Raw genomic sequence first — 15,018 nt, 5'->3', positions numbered from 1 at the left:
CTCAAAACGAATAAACGCCCGGACCAATGCGATCCGGGCGTTTTCATCGTCGTCGTGGTCCGCCTTACCCCAGCGCGCTGGCCAGCAGGCGTTCCGGTGGTGGAGCTTCGGGGATGTGCTGGGAGACGTAGCCTTCGCTGTGGATCTGGTCGTCCCTGACGCCCAGCGCGCGGGCGGCGGCGACGCAGGACTCGACGAAGGCGGGGCTGCCGGCGGTAAAGATGGCGTGGCCGGACAGGTCGGGGAACAGGTCGGGCAGGATGGCGGGGATGCGGCCCTTCAAATGGCCGGCCGCGTCCTCGCGCGTCAGGGTCACCTTGACCTTGAAGTTGCGGTACTTGGCCTGCCAGTAGCTGAGCAGCCCCAACTCGTACACATCGGCCTGGGTGCAGGCGGAGAACAGCAGCGTCACCGGCGGGCGGTAGCCGCGGCGCAGCGCCGCGTCGGTCAGCGCTAGGATGGGGGCGAGGCCGGACCCGGCGGCCATGCACAGCACCGGGCTGTCCACCGAAGGGTCGCCGATGAAGGTACCGTAGGGGCCGGACAGCTTCACCATGCTGCCGACGGAAAGCCGGTCGTGGATCCAGCCGCTGGTCGGGCCGCCGTCGACACGGGTCACCTGCAGCACGATCTCGCCGTCCGGACGGGGCGCGTTGGCGATGGAATAGCAGCGCGGCGGCGCGCCGGCCGCGGCGTCGCCCAGCATCACATACTGGCCGGGCCAGTAGCGCAGCGGCTGGCCGAGAGGGCGCAGGCGCAGTTCCACGATGCGCGGCGTGCGCGGGATGCGGTCGGTGACGATGAACAGCACGTTCTCGCGCGGCGGGAACAGCTTGGGCTGGGCATCGGCGGTGCCGTATTCGATCACCAGTTCGTCGGAGATCGGCTTGGCCATGCACATCAGGCCGTAGCCGTCCTTCCGCTCGCCCTGGGACAGCGCCATGTCCAGCACCATGCCCTGGTCGAACTGGCCGCTGAGGACCTTGACCTTGCATTCGCCGCAGGCGCCGGCGCGGCAGTTGTTGGGCAGGGCGTAGCCGGCCTGTTCCAGCGCCGACAGGACGGTCTCGCCGTCACGGCACTCGACCGTGCGGCCCGAGGGGTGGAGGCGGATGCGGCTCACCGGGGGAATCCTTGGGAATTGATCGGTCGGGAAACACTTGCCCCCACCCCGACCCTCCCCCGCTGGGCGGGGGAGGGGGACAGGAGCTTTGTCGGCATTCAGCGGCAGTTCCCTCCTCCGCCCAGCGGGGGAGGGTTAGGGTGGGGGCAAACCGGGCCGGCGCCTCAAAACACCGGAATGATCTCGTCCATGTCGACGTCCCGCACTTCCTCGCCGGTAATGCCGACTTCGGGAATCGCCGGGAACGGGATGCCGTAGCGGTCCAGCACGCCCTTCAGGTTCAGCATGGCGTTGCGCCAGTTCTCCTTCTTCGCCTCGTAGTCCGGGATGTGGAAACCGGCGTTGCGGGCGATGGCCTCGGCCTCGCGCTGGGTGGCGATGAAGTCGTCGGGCAGGTCCCAGAACTGGGGCGGCGGCTCGAACAGCACGGCGGACAGGAACAGGTAGCCGGCGCGGATCTGCTTGGTGATGACGGACTTGTCCTCCACCGCCAGATGGGGATAGTCACGCTCCATCACCGACATGCAGATCGCCATGTGACGGCCCTCGTCGCGGCCGATGTTGCGGAAGGCCTCCTTGAACACCGGCTCGCTGCAGCCGGCCGCCATCTGGTGGAAGATGGTCGCCGCCGCGATCTCCCCCATCAGGAAGGAGCTGAACAGAACGGCCAGCGAGTATTTCGGAACCGCCTTCTTGTAGCCGTCCCAATAGCGGCCGCCATTGTAGTACAGCCAGTGGGCGTTCTTCTGCAGCCGGCGGCCGAGATCGGTCTTCGGCTCGTAGGTCAGCGGGCTGGTGGCCTCCAGCAGCTTGGTGATGGCCAGCCCGCACATCTGCTCGTGGTTCTGCTCGTCGCGGGTGACGGAGAAGAAGCAACGGCGGACGGGGTCCTCCTCATGCACTTCGTAGGTCTTGATCAGCGCATGGGCGAAGACCGGCGGGGCGGAGGCGTCGAACACCGACAGGATGGTCCACCAATAGGCGATGGCCTCCCGTTCCTCCCAGCTGTAGCGCGACACGTCGAAGCTGTCCCAGGGCAGCTTGGCCGGGTCCCAGTTCTCGCGCTGGGCGGCGGCGTAGACCTCTTCCAGCTTCTTGGTCTGCGACACCCAGGACAGCGGATAGACGTTCGGCTGCGGCGTGGCGGGGGGGAACTCCATCGTGTTGGCGATGGGGGCGTAGTCCTTGGACATGGGGGCGTTTCCTCCGGGGCATTTCGGCGGGCGCTCACTTTTCCATCGGCGCCCTGTGGTCTTTATATGACACGGAAAGTACCTATCTTCAACGATTTATGTATCATATTGAAAGACGCAAGCGGTAACTCAGTTCATTGATTCGGAAAGGAAAGCGTGCGGAATCGCCGAATTGATCCAGATCAATTCGTTCAGGACGCGGTCTCTATCTGGCCAAGCAGTATCGAAACGGAGGACTTCGTCGCAGCTGCGTCAGGCCCGCGTCAGCCGTCCACGAAGCAGGGGATGTTGCCGTGCACCAGTTCACGGGTGGCGGGATCGACGTCGGCCAGGATGCAGGCATGCATGTAGGCACGGGCAAGCACGTCGAGCGCGAAGTCGGCATCGTGCGACCGGCGGCGGAACTCCTCGATCCGGACCGGGGAACCGAACACCGCCTGCCAGAAGGTCGGGGTGTCGAGCGGTCCGAAATTCATCGCCCAGAAGCCGAAATTGGGTTGGCCGGCCGAACTCTCGCGCAGGAGCAGTTCGACGCCGCGATGGCGCGGGTCGGCGGCGATGCGGGCGTATAGCCGCTCCACCACCTCGGCTTCGCCTTCCAGGACCTGCAGGAAGATGCCCTCGAACTCCACCAGGAAGCCGGTCACTCCCAGCTCCCGGTTCTTGCGGGCGCTGAACAGGCAGATGTCGGCGAGCGCACTGTAGGGCAGTCGGTCAACGGCCTCGCTGCGGTAGACGATGGTCAGCATGGCGGCATCCCGGAAAGGGCCGGATTGAACGGCGACGGTCCCAGCTTACCGCGATTCCTTGCATTTTATGTATAGGCAATTACCCGAGGCGGCCGGCGGGACGGGCGCCCATTGTCGCAGGGCCATTGTCGCAGGGATGCGGGTCAACCGGCCGGGATTCTCTCCAGTCCGCCGAAGCGGCAGTGGAAGGCGGGCTGCGCATCGGGCAACGGACCGTTGGCGGTGGTCGCCGCCTGCATCAGGAAGGCTTCCGACGGGCCGGCCAGCCGGCGGTAGAGGTTGCGGGTGAGCATCCGCGATTCCTGGCCCGGCCAGTCGGCCGGCAGCAGGTCGGGCGGCAGCATCGGGTCGCGCAGCAGGATGCGGCGGAAGTCGTGGATCATCAACGTGCGCAGGACGAAGCAGGATGCCGGGTCCGGCGTGTCGGCGGCATCGACCGCCGCCCAGACCGGACGGAAGTGATCCAGAAACGCCGCATAGTCATGCTCGAGCTGATCGATATCCCAGCAGCCGCGCACCAGATCGCGCAGCGCCCCGAACCCCTCCGCCCGGTCCAGGCTGGCCTTCATGTGGACGATCTTGTCGGCGACCCCCAACTCCGCCAGCGAGCGGTGCATCGCCGCCTCGTCGCAGTTGGGATGGGCGTAGACGGTCGCCGAGGCGGCGCCGAAGCCCTGCCAGGTCAACTCCCGTCGCAGGGCGTCGCGCGTCTCCGTGTCCAGCGCGTTGGGCGGCACCATCAGCAGGTCCCATCCGCGATCCCATTCGCGGGCCAGCGGCGCGTAGATCCGCCGCTCCGCCGCGGCGAAGCGTTCCTTGCCGCTGTCGGTGACCCGGTAGAAGCTGCGCCGGCCGATCTGGGTGTTGGTCAGCCAATCATCCTTGCACAGCCGGAAGACGGAGGTGCGGATGATCCGCTCGCTCATCCCGAACAGGCCCATCAGGTCGATCAGGCTGCCCAGCCACAGCGATCCGCCATGCGGCAGCACGGCGTCGCCATAGACGGTGATGATCAGCGACTTCGCCCGCGGCGCGATCGTCTCGGTCAGCTGGGCGGCAAGGTCTTCGGGGCGACGCGGGCGGGCCATGCGGTGGGGACGTCCTTATCGAAACGGCTTGTGATGCGGGTGGAGCCGAGGGAAGCGGCGCGACGGAGTTGTATACGAAACCCGGACCCGGTTCGGCCAGTGCCACGACAGCGTGGACGGCCGGAGCGGACAGCGCGCCGGCGGCCGATAGGAGGCAATCCGGACTTTCCGTTTGACAATCATTAATGTGATACACTACGTTGGATCATCAAAGCAAATTTGTGTCATAAAACGAAACGACCATCCCCCGTGCCGAAGATGGAGGGATCGCAAAGGGAAGGGGAGGCGGACGGCAACATCCGTACTTCGATTGTGGTTGCGGCGACCAAAATTCTTCTTCAGAAACTGTTTCGTTTGAAACATTATGTGATGCAAATCGTCCCGCCGCGCTGGGATCGGGCCGCCGCCCGGTCCGGTGTCAAGGCGGGCAGCCCAAGGGAGGACATCATGCGCAAACGCTTGTTCGCCACCATCGCCTTCACTGCACTGACCGCCATGACGGCGGTGTCCGGCCTGCTGTCCGGTGCGGCGCAGGCCGCGGACCCGATCAAGGTCGGTGCCATCGTCTCGGCAACCGGCCCGGCCTCCTTCCTCGGCGATCCGGAGAAGAAGGTGCTGGAGCTGTATGCCGACCGCATCAACAAGGCGGGCGGCGTGGACGGCCGTCCGGTGCAGCTGACCGTCTATGACGACGGCGGCGCGGCCGACAAGGCGGCCTCCTTCACCAAGCGCCTGATCGAAAGCGACGGCGTCGACGTGATCGTCGGCGGCACCACGACCGCGGCGACCATGGCGGCGGTGCCGCTGGTGGAGCGCGCCGGCGTGCCCTTCATCTCGCTGGCCGGCGCCGTGGTGATCGTGGAGCCGGTGAAGAAGTGGGTGTTCAAGACCCCCCACACCGACCGCATGGCCGCGGAAAAGGTGATGGAGGACATGAAGAAGCGCGGGCTGACCAAGCTGGCGCTGCTGTCGGAGGATTCCGGCTTCGGCAAGTCGGGCCGCGAGCAGACCGTCGCCGTCGCCAAGGAGCGTGGGATCGAGCTGGTCGCCGACGAGACCTATGGCGCCAAGGACACCGACGTCACCGCCCAGCTGACCAAGATCAAGAACAACGCGGCAGCGCAGGCGGTGCTGGTGTTCGGCCTGGGCCAGGGTCCTGCGGTGGTGACCAAGAACTACCGCCAGCTCGGCATTTCGCTGCCGATCTACCAGTCGCACGGCGTCGCGTCGAAGGAGTTCATCCGGCTGGCCGGCGGTGCCGCCGAGGGTGTCCGCCTGCCGGCCGCCGGTCTGGTCGTCGCCGCGCAGCTGCCCGACAGCGATCCGCAGAAGAAGGTCGTGACCGAATTCACCAAGGTCTACGAGGACAGCTTCAACACCGAGGTCTCGACCTTCGCCGGCCATGCCTATGACGGTCTGATGATCGCCCTGGACGCGGTGAAGCGCGCCGGCGGCACTGACAAGGCCAAGCTGCGCGACGCCATCGAGCAGACCAAGGGCTATGTCGGCACCGGCGGCACCGTGACCATGAGTGCCAAGGACCACATGGGCCTGACGCTGGACGCCTTCCACATGGTGGAGGTGAAGCAGGGTGACTGGGCTCTGGTGAAGTAGACCGCCGGTTCTGGGTTATCCCCTCTCCCCGCTGGGGAGAGGGTTAGGGTGAGGGGGATGCGTGGCGTGGATTCACAAGAGTTGTGACGCTGCGATCATCTCCGCCAATCCACCCTATGCATCCCCCTCACCCCGACCCTCTCCCCGGGGGGGGAGAGGGGGAGATGTGTGCGGGATAGGATCACAGGAACCCAACGATGTTCGCGGAACTGCTGCAATACATGCTGTCGGGGCTGACCATCGGCGCGATCTATGCGCTGGCGGGGCTCGGCTTTTCGATCATCTACAACGCCAGCCATGTCATCAACTTCGCCCAGGGCGAGTTCATCATGGTCGGCGGCATGGCGTCGGCCACCCTGACCGCGTCGGGCGTGCCGCTGCCGCTGGCGATCCTGATCGGCTGCGGCGGCGCCATGCTGGTCGGCGTTCTGGTGGCGAAATTCGCGGTGGAACGGGCGCGCAACGCCTCCACCGTCACCCTCATCATCATCACCATCGGCGCCTCGATCTTCCTGCGCGGTGTGGCCGAGCTGATCTGGGGCAAGGATTTCAAGCGGCTGGACGCCTTCTCCGGCGAAACGCCGATCCAGATCCTGGGCGCCTCGATGCAGCCGCAGTCGCTGTGGGTGGTGGGCACCGCAGGCGTGCTGATCGTCGCCATCGGCCTGTTCTTCAACAAGACGCTGACCGGCAAGGCGATCCTCGCCACCTCGCACAACCGGCTGGCGGCGCAGCTGGTCGGCATCGACGTGAAGCGGGTGGTGCTCGCCTCCTTCGCGCTGTCGGCGGCGCTGGGCGCCATCGGCGGAGCGGTGGTAGCCCCCATCACCTTCTCCTACACCGAGATGGGCATCATGCTGGGGCTGAAGGGCTTCACCGCCGCGGTGCTCGGCGGCCTCGGCCATGGGCCGGGCGCCGTTGCCGGCGGGCTGATCGTCGGCGTCGCGGAGGCGCTGGGCGCCGGCTACATCTCCTCGGCCTACAAGGATGCGGTGGCCTTCGTCATCATCCTGGCCGTCCTTCTCTTCATGCCGAACGGGCTGTTCGGCAAGCGCGGCACCGAACGGGTGTAAGGACTTATCTCCGATGAACGCACTCCTTCACGGGCGGCTGACCGGGCTTTTGGCACTGGGCGCGGTGATCGCGGTCCTGCCGGCCTTCCTGCCCAACAACTTCTATCTCGACATCGCCATCCTGGCCGGCTTCAACGCCGTGGTCTGCGTCGGGCTGAACCTGCTGATCGGCTATGCCGGACAGATCAGCCTCGGTCATGCCGGCTTCTTCGGCATCGGCGCCTATGCGTCGGGCGTGCTGGTCGGGACCTATGGCTGGCCGCCGGTGCTGGCGCTGCTGGCCGGTGCCGTGTTCGTCGGGCTGCTGGCGTTCCTGGTCGCCAAGCCGATCCTGCGGCTGAAGGGCCATTACCTTGCCATGGCGACTCTCGGCATCGGCATCATCGTGTCGATCGTCCTGCGCACCGAAAGTGGCCTGACCGGCGGTCCCGACGGCATGATGGTGGAACCGTTCAGGATCTTCGGCTTTGAGCTGTATGGCGAAAAGGTCTGGTACTGGGTGGTCGGCGTTCTTCTGGTCGGCGTGGTCTGGCTTTCCCTGAACCTGATCGACAGCCCGATGGGCCGGGCGCTGCGCGCCGTCCACGGGTCGGAGGTGGCGGCCGAGGTGGTCGGCGTCGACACCGCCCGCTTCAAGGTCATGGTCTTCGTGCTGTCGGCGGTGTTCGCCAGCGTGGCCGGCAGCCTCTTCGCCCATTACGCCGGCCTGATCACCCCGGCCAAGGCCGACTTCTTCAAGTCGATCGAGCTTGTGACCATGGTGGTCTTCGGCGGCATGGCATCGACCTTCGGTGCCGTCGTCGGGGCCGTGGTGCTGACGCTGCTGCCGCAGGCGCTGACCGTCTTCCAAGATTACCAGCAGATCGTGCTGGGCGGCATCCTGATGGCGACGATGGTCTTCATGCCGAAGGGCCTTCTCCCCACCCTGGCGGCGCTGATCCCGGCGCGGAGGCGGGCATGAACATGCTGGCGACCACGGATCTTTCCCCCGATATGACGACCCAAGCCCGCCGCATCGGCCCGCCGATCCTGCAGGTGGAGCATCTCAGCCGCGAGTTCGGCGGCGTGCTCGCCGTCGGCGATCTCAGCTTCACCATCGCGGCCGGCGACATCCATTCGATCATCGGGCCGAACGGGGCGGGCAAGACCACGCTGTTCAACCTGGTGACCGGCGTCTACAAGCCGTCGGGCGGCCGGGTGCTGTTCGACGGGGCCGACGTGTCGGGCATGGCGCCCTACAGGCTGGCGGCCCGCGGCATGTCGCGCACCTTCCAGAACCTGCAGATCTTCTTCAACATGACGGCGCTTGAGAACGTCATGGTGGGGCGGCACCTGCACCTGAACACCCGGCTTCTGCCGGCGCTGTTCCGCTTCCCCTCGCTGGTGCGCAAGGACCGCGAGGCGAAGGATCGGGCGGCGCAGCTGATGACCGACGTCGGGCTGGAGAAGTACATCGACGCCGACGCCGCCTCCATGCCCTACGGCGCGCTGAAACGGCTGGAGATTGCCCGCGCGCTGGCGTCGGAACCGAAGCTGCTTCTGCTGGACGAGCCGGCCGCCGGCCTGAACGCCACCGAAAGCCGCGAGATCGACGAGGTGATCAAGACCGTGGCGGGGAGCGGCGTCACCATCGTCCTGGTGGAGCACGACATGAAGATGGTGATGGGCATCTCGCACCGGATCACCGCGCTGAACCAGGGCCGCATGCTGGCCGAGGGGACGCCGCAGGAGGTGGCGGCCAACCCGGACGTCATCGCCGCCTATCTCGGCGCAGCACCGTAAGGAGGCCCGGACATGCTTCTGGAGATCGAGGGCCTCAACAGCCATTACGGTCGCATCCATGCGCTGAAATCGGCCAGCCTGTCCGTGCGGGAAGGGGAACTGGTGGCGCTGGTCGGCGCCAACGGCGCCGGCAAGACGACGCTGCTGCGCACCCTGTCCGGCGTCCACCCCGCCAGCAGCGGGCGCATCACCTTCGACGGCTGCGACATCACCCGGATGAAGGCGTCGCGCCGCGTCGCCGAAGGGGTGGTGCAGGTGCCGGAAGGCCGGCAGCTGTTCGGCCCGCAGAGCGTGGAGGACAACCTGCGCCTCGGCGCCTTCCGCCGCGGCAGCGGCAAGCCCGACGACGACATCGACCGGCTGTACGAAATGTTCCCGGTGCTGAAGGTCAAGCGCGACCAGCCCGCCGGCACCCTGTCGGGCGGCCAGCAGCAGATCGTGGCGCTTGCCCGCGCGCTGATGGCGAAGCCCCGCCTGCTCCTGCTCGACGAGCCCAGCATGGGTCTGGCGCCGCTGCTGGTCGCGGAGATCTTCGACGCCGTGCAGCGGCTGAAGCGCGAGGGCACGACCATCCTGCTGGTGGAGCAGAACGCCCATGCGGCGCTGGCCATCGCCGACCGCGGTTATGTGATCGAGACCGGCGAGATCGTGCTGAGCGACAGCGGTGCGGCCCTGCTGAGCAACGAGCGGGTGCGGCAGGCTTATCTGGGGCTGTGAGGGTTGGTAGAGTGTCGGCTTCGGATGCCCCCTCCCTAACCCTCCCCCGCTCTCAGCGGACCTACGGTCCGCCTGTCGCGTCAGCACAAAGCAAAGCTTTGTGCGAGAGCTTCGCGGGAGAGGGGACTGCCGCTGTTCCTTTGCTTTAACTCCCGCCAAGCATCCTACCCCCTCTCCCACCGAAGGTGGGGGAGAGATGGGGAGGGGGCAACCGCCGCGACACTTCACAGGACAAACCCCCCGTGAAACTCCACACCTACTTCCGCTCCTCCGCCGCCTACCGCGTGCGCATTGCCCTGAACCTGAAGGGGCTGGCGCCGGAGCAGGCCTTCGTCCATCTGCGCCGGGGCGAGCAGGCCAAGCCGCCCTTCGCCGACCTCAACCCCGAGCATCTGGTGCCGGCGCTGGAGGTCGACGGGCCGGACGGGCACCATGTGCTGACCCAGTCGCTCGCCATCATCGAGTATCTGGACGAGACGCACCCAAGCCCGCCGCTGCTGCCGGCCGATGCGCTGGGCCGGGCGCGGGTGCGGGCGCTGGCGCTGGCGGTGGCCTGCGACGTCCATCCGCTGAACAATCTGCGGGTGCTGGGCCGGCTGAAGGCGATGGACCACAGCCAGGAGGAGGTCGACGACTGGTACCGCCACTGGATCGCCGTCGGGCTGACCGCGCTGGAGGCGCAGCTGGCCGGCGATCCGCGCACCGGCCGCTTCTGCCATGCCGACGCGCCGGGGCTGGCCGACATCCTGCTGGTTCCGCAACTGGCGAACGCCCGCCGGCTGGCCTGCCCGTTGGACGGCTATCCGACCCTGCTGCGCATCGACGAAGCCTGCCGGGCCCTGCCGGCCTTCGCCGCCGCCGCTCCCGACCGCCAGCCCGACGCGGAGGTGTGAGGCGGAATCGCCAGACGCCCGGCTTTTGTCCCGTCCAGGTCACATCCCGCCCGTCGGTGTTAGCGGTTTCGCGACACTCTTCCGTGGTATAGAGGTAGCCGGGAATTGTGCGGGGACGATGGCCGGGCGATGTTGGGCAACTTTTCTTCGATGGCCTACGATCTTGCCGAGAACATCGCGGCAAGCGCCTTCGTCGTTCTCGCCTATACCTTCCTGATCCGCCGGTCCGGCGGCTGGAACCAGCTCACCCGTCAGGTCGTCTTCGGCGCGGTGATGGCGCTGACCGCCCTGTTCTCCATGGTCCACCCGATCCATGTCGGACCGGGCATCTTCATCGACGCGCGGGCACCGCTGATCGGGCTGGCCGCCCTGTTCGGCGGGCCGGTCTCCGCGGCGATGGCGGCGGCGAGCGTGGCCGGCTACCGCTTCTCGCTGGGCGGCGTGGGAATGGAAGCCGGGGTCGCCAATGCCGGGTTGTCCTTCCTGGTCGGCGTCGGCTTCGCCGTCTGGGTGAAGCGGCGCCGCGTCGGGCTGGGGGTGCTGCCGCTCCTGCTGTTCGGCCTGCTTTTGACGCTGGCGTCGCTGTCCACGCTGGCATTGCTTCCCAACCTGGAGTTGGCGCTGCAGGTGGCGGGGCGGACGGCGGCGCCCATGCTGGCGATCGTGCCGCTCGGCACCCTGTTCCTCGGCGTCCTGCTGCTGCGCGAGCGGCGCCATCACGGTTCCGAGCAGCGGCTGGGCGAAAGCGAGGCGCGTTACCGCCTGCTGGCCGACAATGCCACCGACATGATCCTGGAGATGAAGGCCGACGGATCGGTGCGCTACCTGTCGCCATCGGTGCGCGACATCCTGGGCCATGATCCGGCGGAGCTCGTCGGCCGCGCCCCCGCCACCCTGCTGCACCCCGACGATCTGGAAAGTGCGGCGATGGCCTTCGCCGGCATGCAGCCGGGGTCGCCGCCCGTCACCTTCACCCACCGGCTGCGCCACCGCGATGGCCATTATCTGTGGGTCGAATCCAGCATGCGCCCGACGGTGGGGGCCGACGGCGTGTTCGTCGTGGTCGGCGTCGTCCGCGACGTGACCGAGCGCAAGCGTTATGAGGAGGAACTGTCCGCCGCCCGCGCCGAAGCCGAGGCGGCCAACCGCGTGAAGTCGGAATTCCTGGCCTCCATGAGCCACGAGATCCGCACGCCGCTGAACGGCGTCATCGGGTTCGCCGACCTGCTGCTGGGCACCGACCTGACGCCGGAACAGCGCCAGTATGTCTCGCTCCAGCGCGAAGCCGGGCGGGGGCTGCTGGCGATCATCGGCGACATCCTGGACTATTCGAAGATCGAAGCCGGCAAGCTGGAACTGGAGGAGCGCGCCTTCGACCTGCACCGGCTGCTGCGCGACTGCCGCGACCTGATGAGCAACGCCGCCTCGCAGAAGGGGTTGCTGCTTCAGCTGTCGCTGGGCGGTACGGTGCCGCGCTTCGTCCGCGGCGACGAGGCGCGCATCCGCCAGATCCTGCTGAATCTGGTCGGCAACGCCGTGAAGTTCACCGAACGCGGATCGGTGCTGGTCTCCGTCGGGCTGTTGTCGGGGGAGGAGAACGGCCGTGGCGAAGGCGCGCCGGCCCTGGTCCGCTTCTCCGTCAGCGACACCGGACCCGGCATTCCGGCTGCCGATCAGGCGAACCTGTTCCAGCGCTTCAGCCAGGGCGACCGCTCCACCACGCGGCGCTTCGGCGGCACCGGGCTGGGGCTGATCATCTCCAAGCAGCTGTCGGAGCTGATGGGCGGGCGGATCGGCGTGCAGAGCAGCCCGGGCGTCGGCAGCACCTTCTGGTTCGAGCTGCCGCTTCCGGTGGCGGAGGCTCCCGGCCTCGTGGCGGAACGGCGGGCCGAGGGTGCCGCCGGGCGCAGTGCCCGCATCCTGCTGGCCGAGGATGTGCCGATGAACCAGATCGTCACCTCCTCCATCCTCTGCAAGGCCGGCCACACGGTGGAGGTGGCGGAGGACGGCGTGGCGGCGGTGGAGGCGGTGCGCGGCGGCGAGTTCGACCTTGTCCTGATGGACATGCAGATGCCCCGGATGGACGGCTTGCAGGCGACCGCGGCGATCCGTCAGCTTGGCGGACGGCGGGGCGCCGTGCCCATCATCGCGCTGACCGCCAACGCGCTGACCGATCAGCTGCAGCTTTGCCTGGATGTCGGCATGAACGACCATGTGACCAAACCGATCGAGCGCGACACCCTGCTGTCGGCGGTCGACCGCTGGCTGGAGGCCAAGGCGGATGCAGACGCGAAAGCTGCGGCGGATACTGCCCAGTCCGGCGGCGACGCGGAGGAGGCGGCCGTGCTGGCCGGGGTCGCTCCGGTGTCCGGCGGCGCGCCCGTGCTGAACCGCGCCACGCTGGACACGCTGGCGGATACGCTGGGCGGCGACGTGCTTCCCCGCTTCGTCACCGGCACGCTGGCGGAACTGGCCCTGCGCGCCGACCGCATCAGCGAGGCGGAGACCATGAAGGACGCCGCCGCCGACGCCCATGCCATGGTGTCGCTGGCCGGCAATGTCGGCCTGCTGGAGCTGTCGCGGCTGGCCCGCAAGCTGCAACATGCCTGCGAACAGGATAGCCCCGACGTGCCGGCGCTGAAGGCGCAGCTGCGCGACGCCGTCAACCGCGCCTCCGGCGCGCTGCAGGCGGCACTGCCCACCCTGGGCGTCGCGGTGGAGCAGGCGCGCTGACGCTCTCTTCTAACGGTTGAGGGTCAGCGGTTGACGATCAGGGCGACGCCGGCCACGGCGACCGCGGCGCCGGCCCAGGCGCCCAGCGACGGGCGCTGGCCGGTCATCAGCCACATCATCGGCAGGATCAGCACCGGGCTCAGGGCCGACAGGGTGGCGACCACCCCGGCATTGCCGTGTGCCAGCCCGACCAGCAGAAGCGTCATCCCCAGACCGACGCCCAGCAACCCGTTGCCGGCGACCTGCAGGGCCAGCTTCGGCGTCAGGCCCCGCGGCAGGAACAGGCCGCCGCCGGCCGCCGCCGCATCGCCGCCCCGCAGCGCCGACAGGGCGCCGATGGCGGTGAACATCAGCGCCGCCGTCGTCACCCGGACGGTGGCCGAGGCGACCGGATCGGCGCCGGCCGCCATCACCGGCTTGGCGATCACCGATCCCACCGCCTGCGCCACCGCCGCCACCAGACAGACGCCGACGCCGGCCAGCAGGCTGCCCTGCACCGCTTCCCAATTGTGGGTAGAGCCGGAGCGCAGGGCCACCGCCAGCATCACCCCCAGCGTCACCAGCACGATCCCGAGCGTCGTCCACGTCCCAAGCGCCTCGCCCAGCAGGGTGTAGCCGAGCAGGGCCGTCAGCGGCGCGTTGGCGGCGTAGATCACCACGTTGCGCCGCGGCCCCAGCCGGCTGAGCGACCAGAACAGCGCCATGTCGCCCATCACGATGCCGGCGGCTCCCGACAGAGCCAGGGTCAGGACCGCTCCGGTGTCCAACGTCTCCCAGCCGCCCAGCAGCGTGGTGGCGACGAGCAGGACCGCGGCGACGATGGTCAGGCGCACGCGGTTGAACGCGATGGAGCCGAGCACCCGCACCGGCCCGATGGCGATCAGGCCGCCCGCGGCCCAGCACAGCGCCGCGCCGAGCGCAGCCATATTGGCGATCATGATGAAATTAAGAACCGTTGGTTGAGATCGTGGACCGGCACTCTACAGCAGCCGGCGACTGCCCGCGAAATGAGCAAGCTGCATGGCCGGGCCTATCTTCCGCTCGGCCATCGGAAGCGGCCATCGAACTCGCCATCGGAACCCGCCATCGGAACCCGCCATCGGAACCCGGCCCTGCCGGCCGCCGTTGAATCGGTTGACATACGCCGTCCGTGGCACAGCCAACCCAGGAGGATGCGACCGATGCGGACAGATTTCACGAGGCTTGGCCCCATCGCCCCCCTCGCGCTTGCGGTGGCGGCCGGGCTTCTGGCCGTCCAGCCGGCTGCCGCACAGACAGGGGCGCAAACCGGATGTGCCGCGATGGTAGAGCAGTTCGCCGCCAACCGCGGCCTGTCGACCGAACCGCCGCCGGTCGCCGTCCCCGACGGCGCTGCACCCGGCCTGTCCGGCTCGACCCCGCGCGACGAGCAGGGCTCCGGTTCCGGATCGGGCACCAGCAGCGAGGAACTGGCCCAGTCCGGCGGCATGGTGGCGCCGCCCGCCGTCGGCGACCGGTCGGTGATCGAACCCCCGGCGACCGGCAGCAACATGCCGACCGCCCCCTCCGTCGCTCCGCAGGCCAACTCCCGCGCCATGCCGGACAGCGGACCCGGCGGTTCCGGCGGGGCCAACGGGCTGATGGGGCAGGCGGCGCGCAACGCCCAGTTGGAGGCCCTGGTCACGGCGGCCCGCAGCGCCGCCCGCGACGGCGACGAGGCCCGCTGCATGGAAAGCCTGGACGACGCCCGCCGCCTGTCGCAGACCGCTCCCGGCGGCCAGGGCGGCTGACCCGCCGCGTCCATTCCGATCACCGCTGCCCTTCCACCGATGCAGGACACCGAGCATGAATTTCAGCCTTGGTCCTTTTCCGCCGTCTCCGCCGCGCGAGCCGTCCATTCCCCCGGCCGGTCCCGACGAGCCGTTGCCTGTGCCGGGCGATCCGTCCCGCCCGCCGCTGGGGGAGCCGCCGGCGCCGATCCCCGTTCCGCCGCGCGAACCGCCGCCGGTGCCCGACCGCCTGATGGACCGTCTGATGGGCTGATGGACCGCAGTTAAGATTTTACAGCCTGTCC

General features: G+C 68.2%; 14 protein-coding genes. 9 read left to right on the top strand and 5 right to left on the bottom strand.

Translation table 11 applies throughout. The annotated features are described in order from the left end of the window. Window positions 1-64: 64 nt before the first annotated feature. The 4 genes from VD964_RS15175 to paaX form a co-directional block, all read right to left on the bottom strand. Window positions 65-1,123 (bottom strand): 2Fe-2S iron-sulfur cluster-binding protein, encoded by a 1,059-nt coding sequence (locus VD964_RS15175; RefSeq protein ID WP_324869395.1) that lies wholly within the window; start codon window positions 1,121-1,123, stop codon window positions 65-67. A gap of 164 nt (window positions 1,124-1,287) precedes the next feature. Beyond that, the gene (locus VD964_RS15170) at window positions 1,288-2,316 is read right to left on the bottom strand and encodes a hypothetical protein (RefSeq protein ID WP_324869394.1); all 1,029 of its coding nucleotides are present in this window, start codon (window positions 2,314-2,316) and stop codon (window positions 1,288-1,290) included. A 263-nt stretch (window positions 2,317-2,579) separates the two neighbouring features. Continuing rightward, window positions 2,580-3,065 carry a BLUF domain-containing protein gene (locus VD964_RS15165; RefSeq protein ID WP_324869393.1) on the bottom strand — a complete coding sequence of 162 codons (486 nt, stop codon included), beginning with the start codon at window positions 3,063-3,065 and terminating at the stop codon, window positions 2,580-2,582. Between the two features lie 143 nt (window positions 3,066-3,208). Further along, on the bottom strand, window positions 3,209-4,153 hold the full coding sequence (gene paaX / locus VD964_RS15160; RefSeq protein WP_324869392.1) for a phenylacetic acid degradation operon negative regulatory protein PaaX: 945 nt from the start codon (window positions 4,151-4,153) through the stop codon (window positions 3,209-3,211). Window positions 4,154-4,600: 447 nt separating this feature from the next. Here paaX and VD964_RS15155 point away from each other — a divergent pair, with 447 nt between their 5' ends. The 7 genes from VD964_RS15155 to VD964_RS15125 all read left to right on the top strand — a co-directional run bounded on the left by VD964_RS15155 (window position 4,601) and on the right by VD964_RS15125 (window position 12,965). Then, window positions 4,601-5,767 (top strand): ABC transporter substrate-binding protein, encoded by a 1,167-nt coding sequence (locus tag VD964_RS15155; RefSeq protein ID WP_324869391.1) that lies wholly within the window; start codon window positions 4,601-4,603, stop codon window positions 5,765-5,767. 197 nt (window positions 5,768-5,964) lie between these two features. Next, the gene (locus tag VD964_RS15150) at window positions 5,965-6,840 is read left to right on the top strand and encodes a branched-chain amino acid ABC transporter permease (RefSeq protein WP_149222365.1); all 876 of its coding nucleotides are present in this window, start codon (window positions 5,965-5,967) and stop codon (window positions 6,838-6,840) included. A 13-nt stretch (window positions 6,841-6,853) separates the two neighbouring features. After that, entirely contained in the window at window positions 6,854-7,801 is a 948-nt protein-coding gene (locus VD964_RS15145; RefSeq protein WP_324869390.1) for a branched-chain amino acid ABC transporter permease, read from the top strand. Window positions 7,802-7,833: 32 nt separating this feature from the next. Beyond that, on the top strand, window positions 7,834-8,622 hold the full coding sequence (locus VD964_RS15140) for an ABC transporter ATP-binding protein (protein WP_324869389.1): 789 nt from the start codon (window positions 7,834-7,836) through the stop codon (window positions 8,620-8,622). A 12-nt stretch (window positions 8,623-8,634) separates the two neighbouring features. Further along, complete coding sequence (locus tag VD964_RS15135; protein ID WP_310111890.1) at window positions 8,635-9,339, top strand: ABC transporter ATP-binding protein; 705 nt, start codon at window positions 8,635-8,637, stop codon at window positions 9,337-9,339. Between the two features lie 242 nt (window positions 9,340-9,581). Continuing rightward, window positions 9,582-10,232 carry a maleylacetoacetate isomerase gene (maiA, locus tag VD964_RS15130; RefSeq protein WP_324869388.1) on the top strand — a complete coding sequence of 217 codons (651 nt, stop codon included), beginning with the start codon at window positions 9,582-9,584 and terminating at the stop codon, window positions 10,230-10,232. A 150-nt stretch (window positions 10,233-10,382) separates the two neighbouring features. Further along, the gene (locus VD964_RS15125; protein WP_324869387.1) at window positions 10,383-12,965 is read left to right on the top strand and encodes an ATP-binding protein; all 2,583 of its coding nucleotides are present in this window, start codon (window positions 10,383-10,385) and stop codon (window positions 12,963-12,965) included. Between the two features lie 23 nt (window positions 12,966-12,988). On the opposite strand, the gene VD964_RS15120 is transcribed toward VD964_RS15125, so the two are convergent. Further along, on the bottom strand, window positions 12,989-13,903 hold the full coding sequence (locus tag VD964_RS15120) for a DMT family transporter (protein WP_014248737.1): 915 nt from the start codon (window positions 13,901-13,903) through the stop codon (window positions 12,989-12,991). 243 nt (window positions 13,904-14,146) lie between these two features. Between VD964_RS15120 and VD964_RS15115 the strand changes: the two genes are divergently transcribed. After that, entirely contained in the window at window positions 14,147-14,734 is a 588-nt protein-coding gene (locus VD964_RS15115) for a hypothetical protein (protein WP_324869386.1), read from the top strand. Window positions 14,735-14,789: 55 nt separating this feature from the next. Continuing rightward, on the top strand, window positions 14,790-14,987 hold the full coding sequence (locus VD964_RS15110; protein ID WP_324869385.1) for a hypothetical protein: 198 nt from the start codon (window positions 14,790-14,792) through the stop codon (window positions 14,985-14,987). Window positions 14,988-15,018: the final 31 nt, after the last annotated feature.

Origin of the sequence: Azospirillum sp., from assembly GCF_035628975.1 — a bacterium.
GTDB lineage: Bacteria > Pseudomonadota > Alphaproteobacteria > Azospirillales > Azospirillaceae > Azospirillum.
Note: the sequence above shows the minus strand (reverse complement) of the source record. Positions and strands in the feature narration are given on the sequence as shown.

Excerpts from the sequence above, each read along its gene's own strand:
- VD964_RS15170 (WP_324869394.1), bottom strand. The coding sequence starts at position 2,316 with ATGTCCAAGGACTACGCCCCCATCGCCAACACGATGGAGTTCCCCCCC.
- VD964_RS15165 (WP_324869393.1), bottom strand. The coding sequence starts at position 3,065 with ATGCTGACCATCGTCTACCGCAGCGAGGCCGTTGACCGACTGCCCTAC.
- paaX (WP_324869392.1), bottom strand. The coding sequence starts at position 4,153 with ATGGCCCGCCCGCGTCGCCCCGAAGACCTTGCCGCCCAGCTGACCGAG.
- VD964_RS15155 (WP_324869391.1), top strand. The coding sequence starts at position 4,601 with ATGCGCAAACGCTTGTTCGCCACCATCGCCTTCACTGCACTGACCGCC.
- VD964_RS15150 (WP_149222365.1), top strand. The coding sequence starts at position 5,965 with ATGTTCGCGGAACTGCTGCAATACATGCTGTCGGGGCTGACCATCGGC.
- VD964_RS15145 (WP_324869390.1), top strand. The coding sequence starts at position 6,854 with ATGAACGCACTCCTTCACGGGCGGCTGACCGGGCTTTTGGCACTGGGC.
- VD964_RS15140 (WP_324869389.1), top strand. The coding sequence starts at position 7,834 with ATGACGACCCAAGCCCGCCGCATCGGCCCGCCGATCCTGCAGGTGGAG.
- VD964_RS15135 (WP_310111890.1), top strand. The coding sequence starts at position 8,635 with ATGCTTCTGGAGATCGAGGGCCTCAACAGCCATTACGGTCGCATCCAT.
- VD964_RS15125 (WP_324869387.1), top strand. The coding sequence starts at position 10,383 with ATGGCCTACGATCTTGCCGAGAACATCGCGGCAAGCGCCTTCGTCGTT.
- VD964_RS15120 (WP_014248737.1), bottom strand. The coding sequence starts at position 13,903 with ATGATCGCCAATATGGCTGCGCTCGGCGCGGCGCTGTGCTGGGCCGCG.
- VD964_RS15115 (WP_324869386.1), top strand. The coding sequence starts at position 14,147 with ATGCGGACAGATTTCACGAGGCTTGGCCCCATCGCCCCCCTCGCGCTT.
- VD964_RS15110 (WP_324869385.1), top strand. The coding sequence starts at position 14,790 with ATGAATTTCAGCCTTGGTCCTTTTCCGCCGTCTCCGCCGCGCGAGCCG.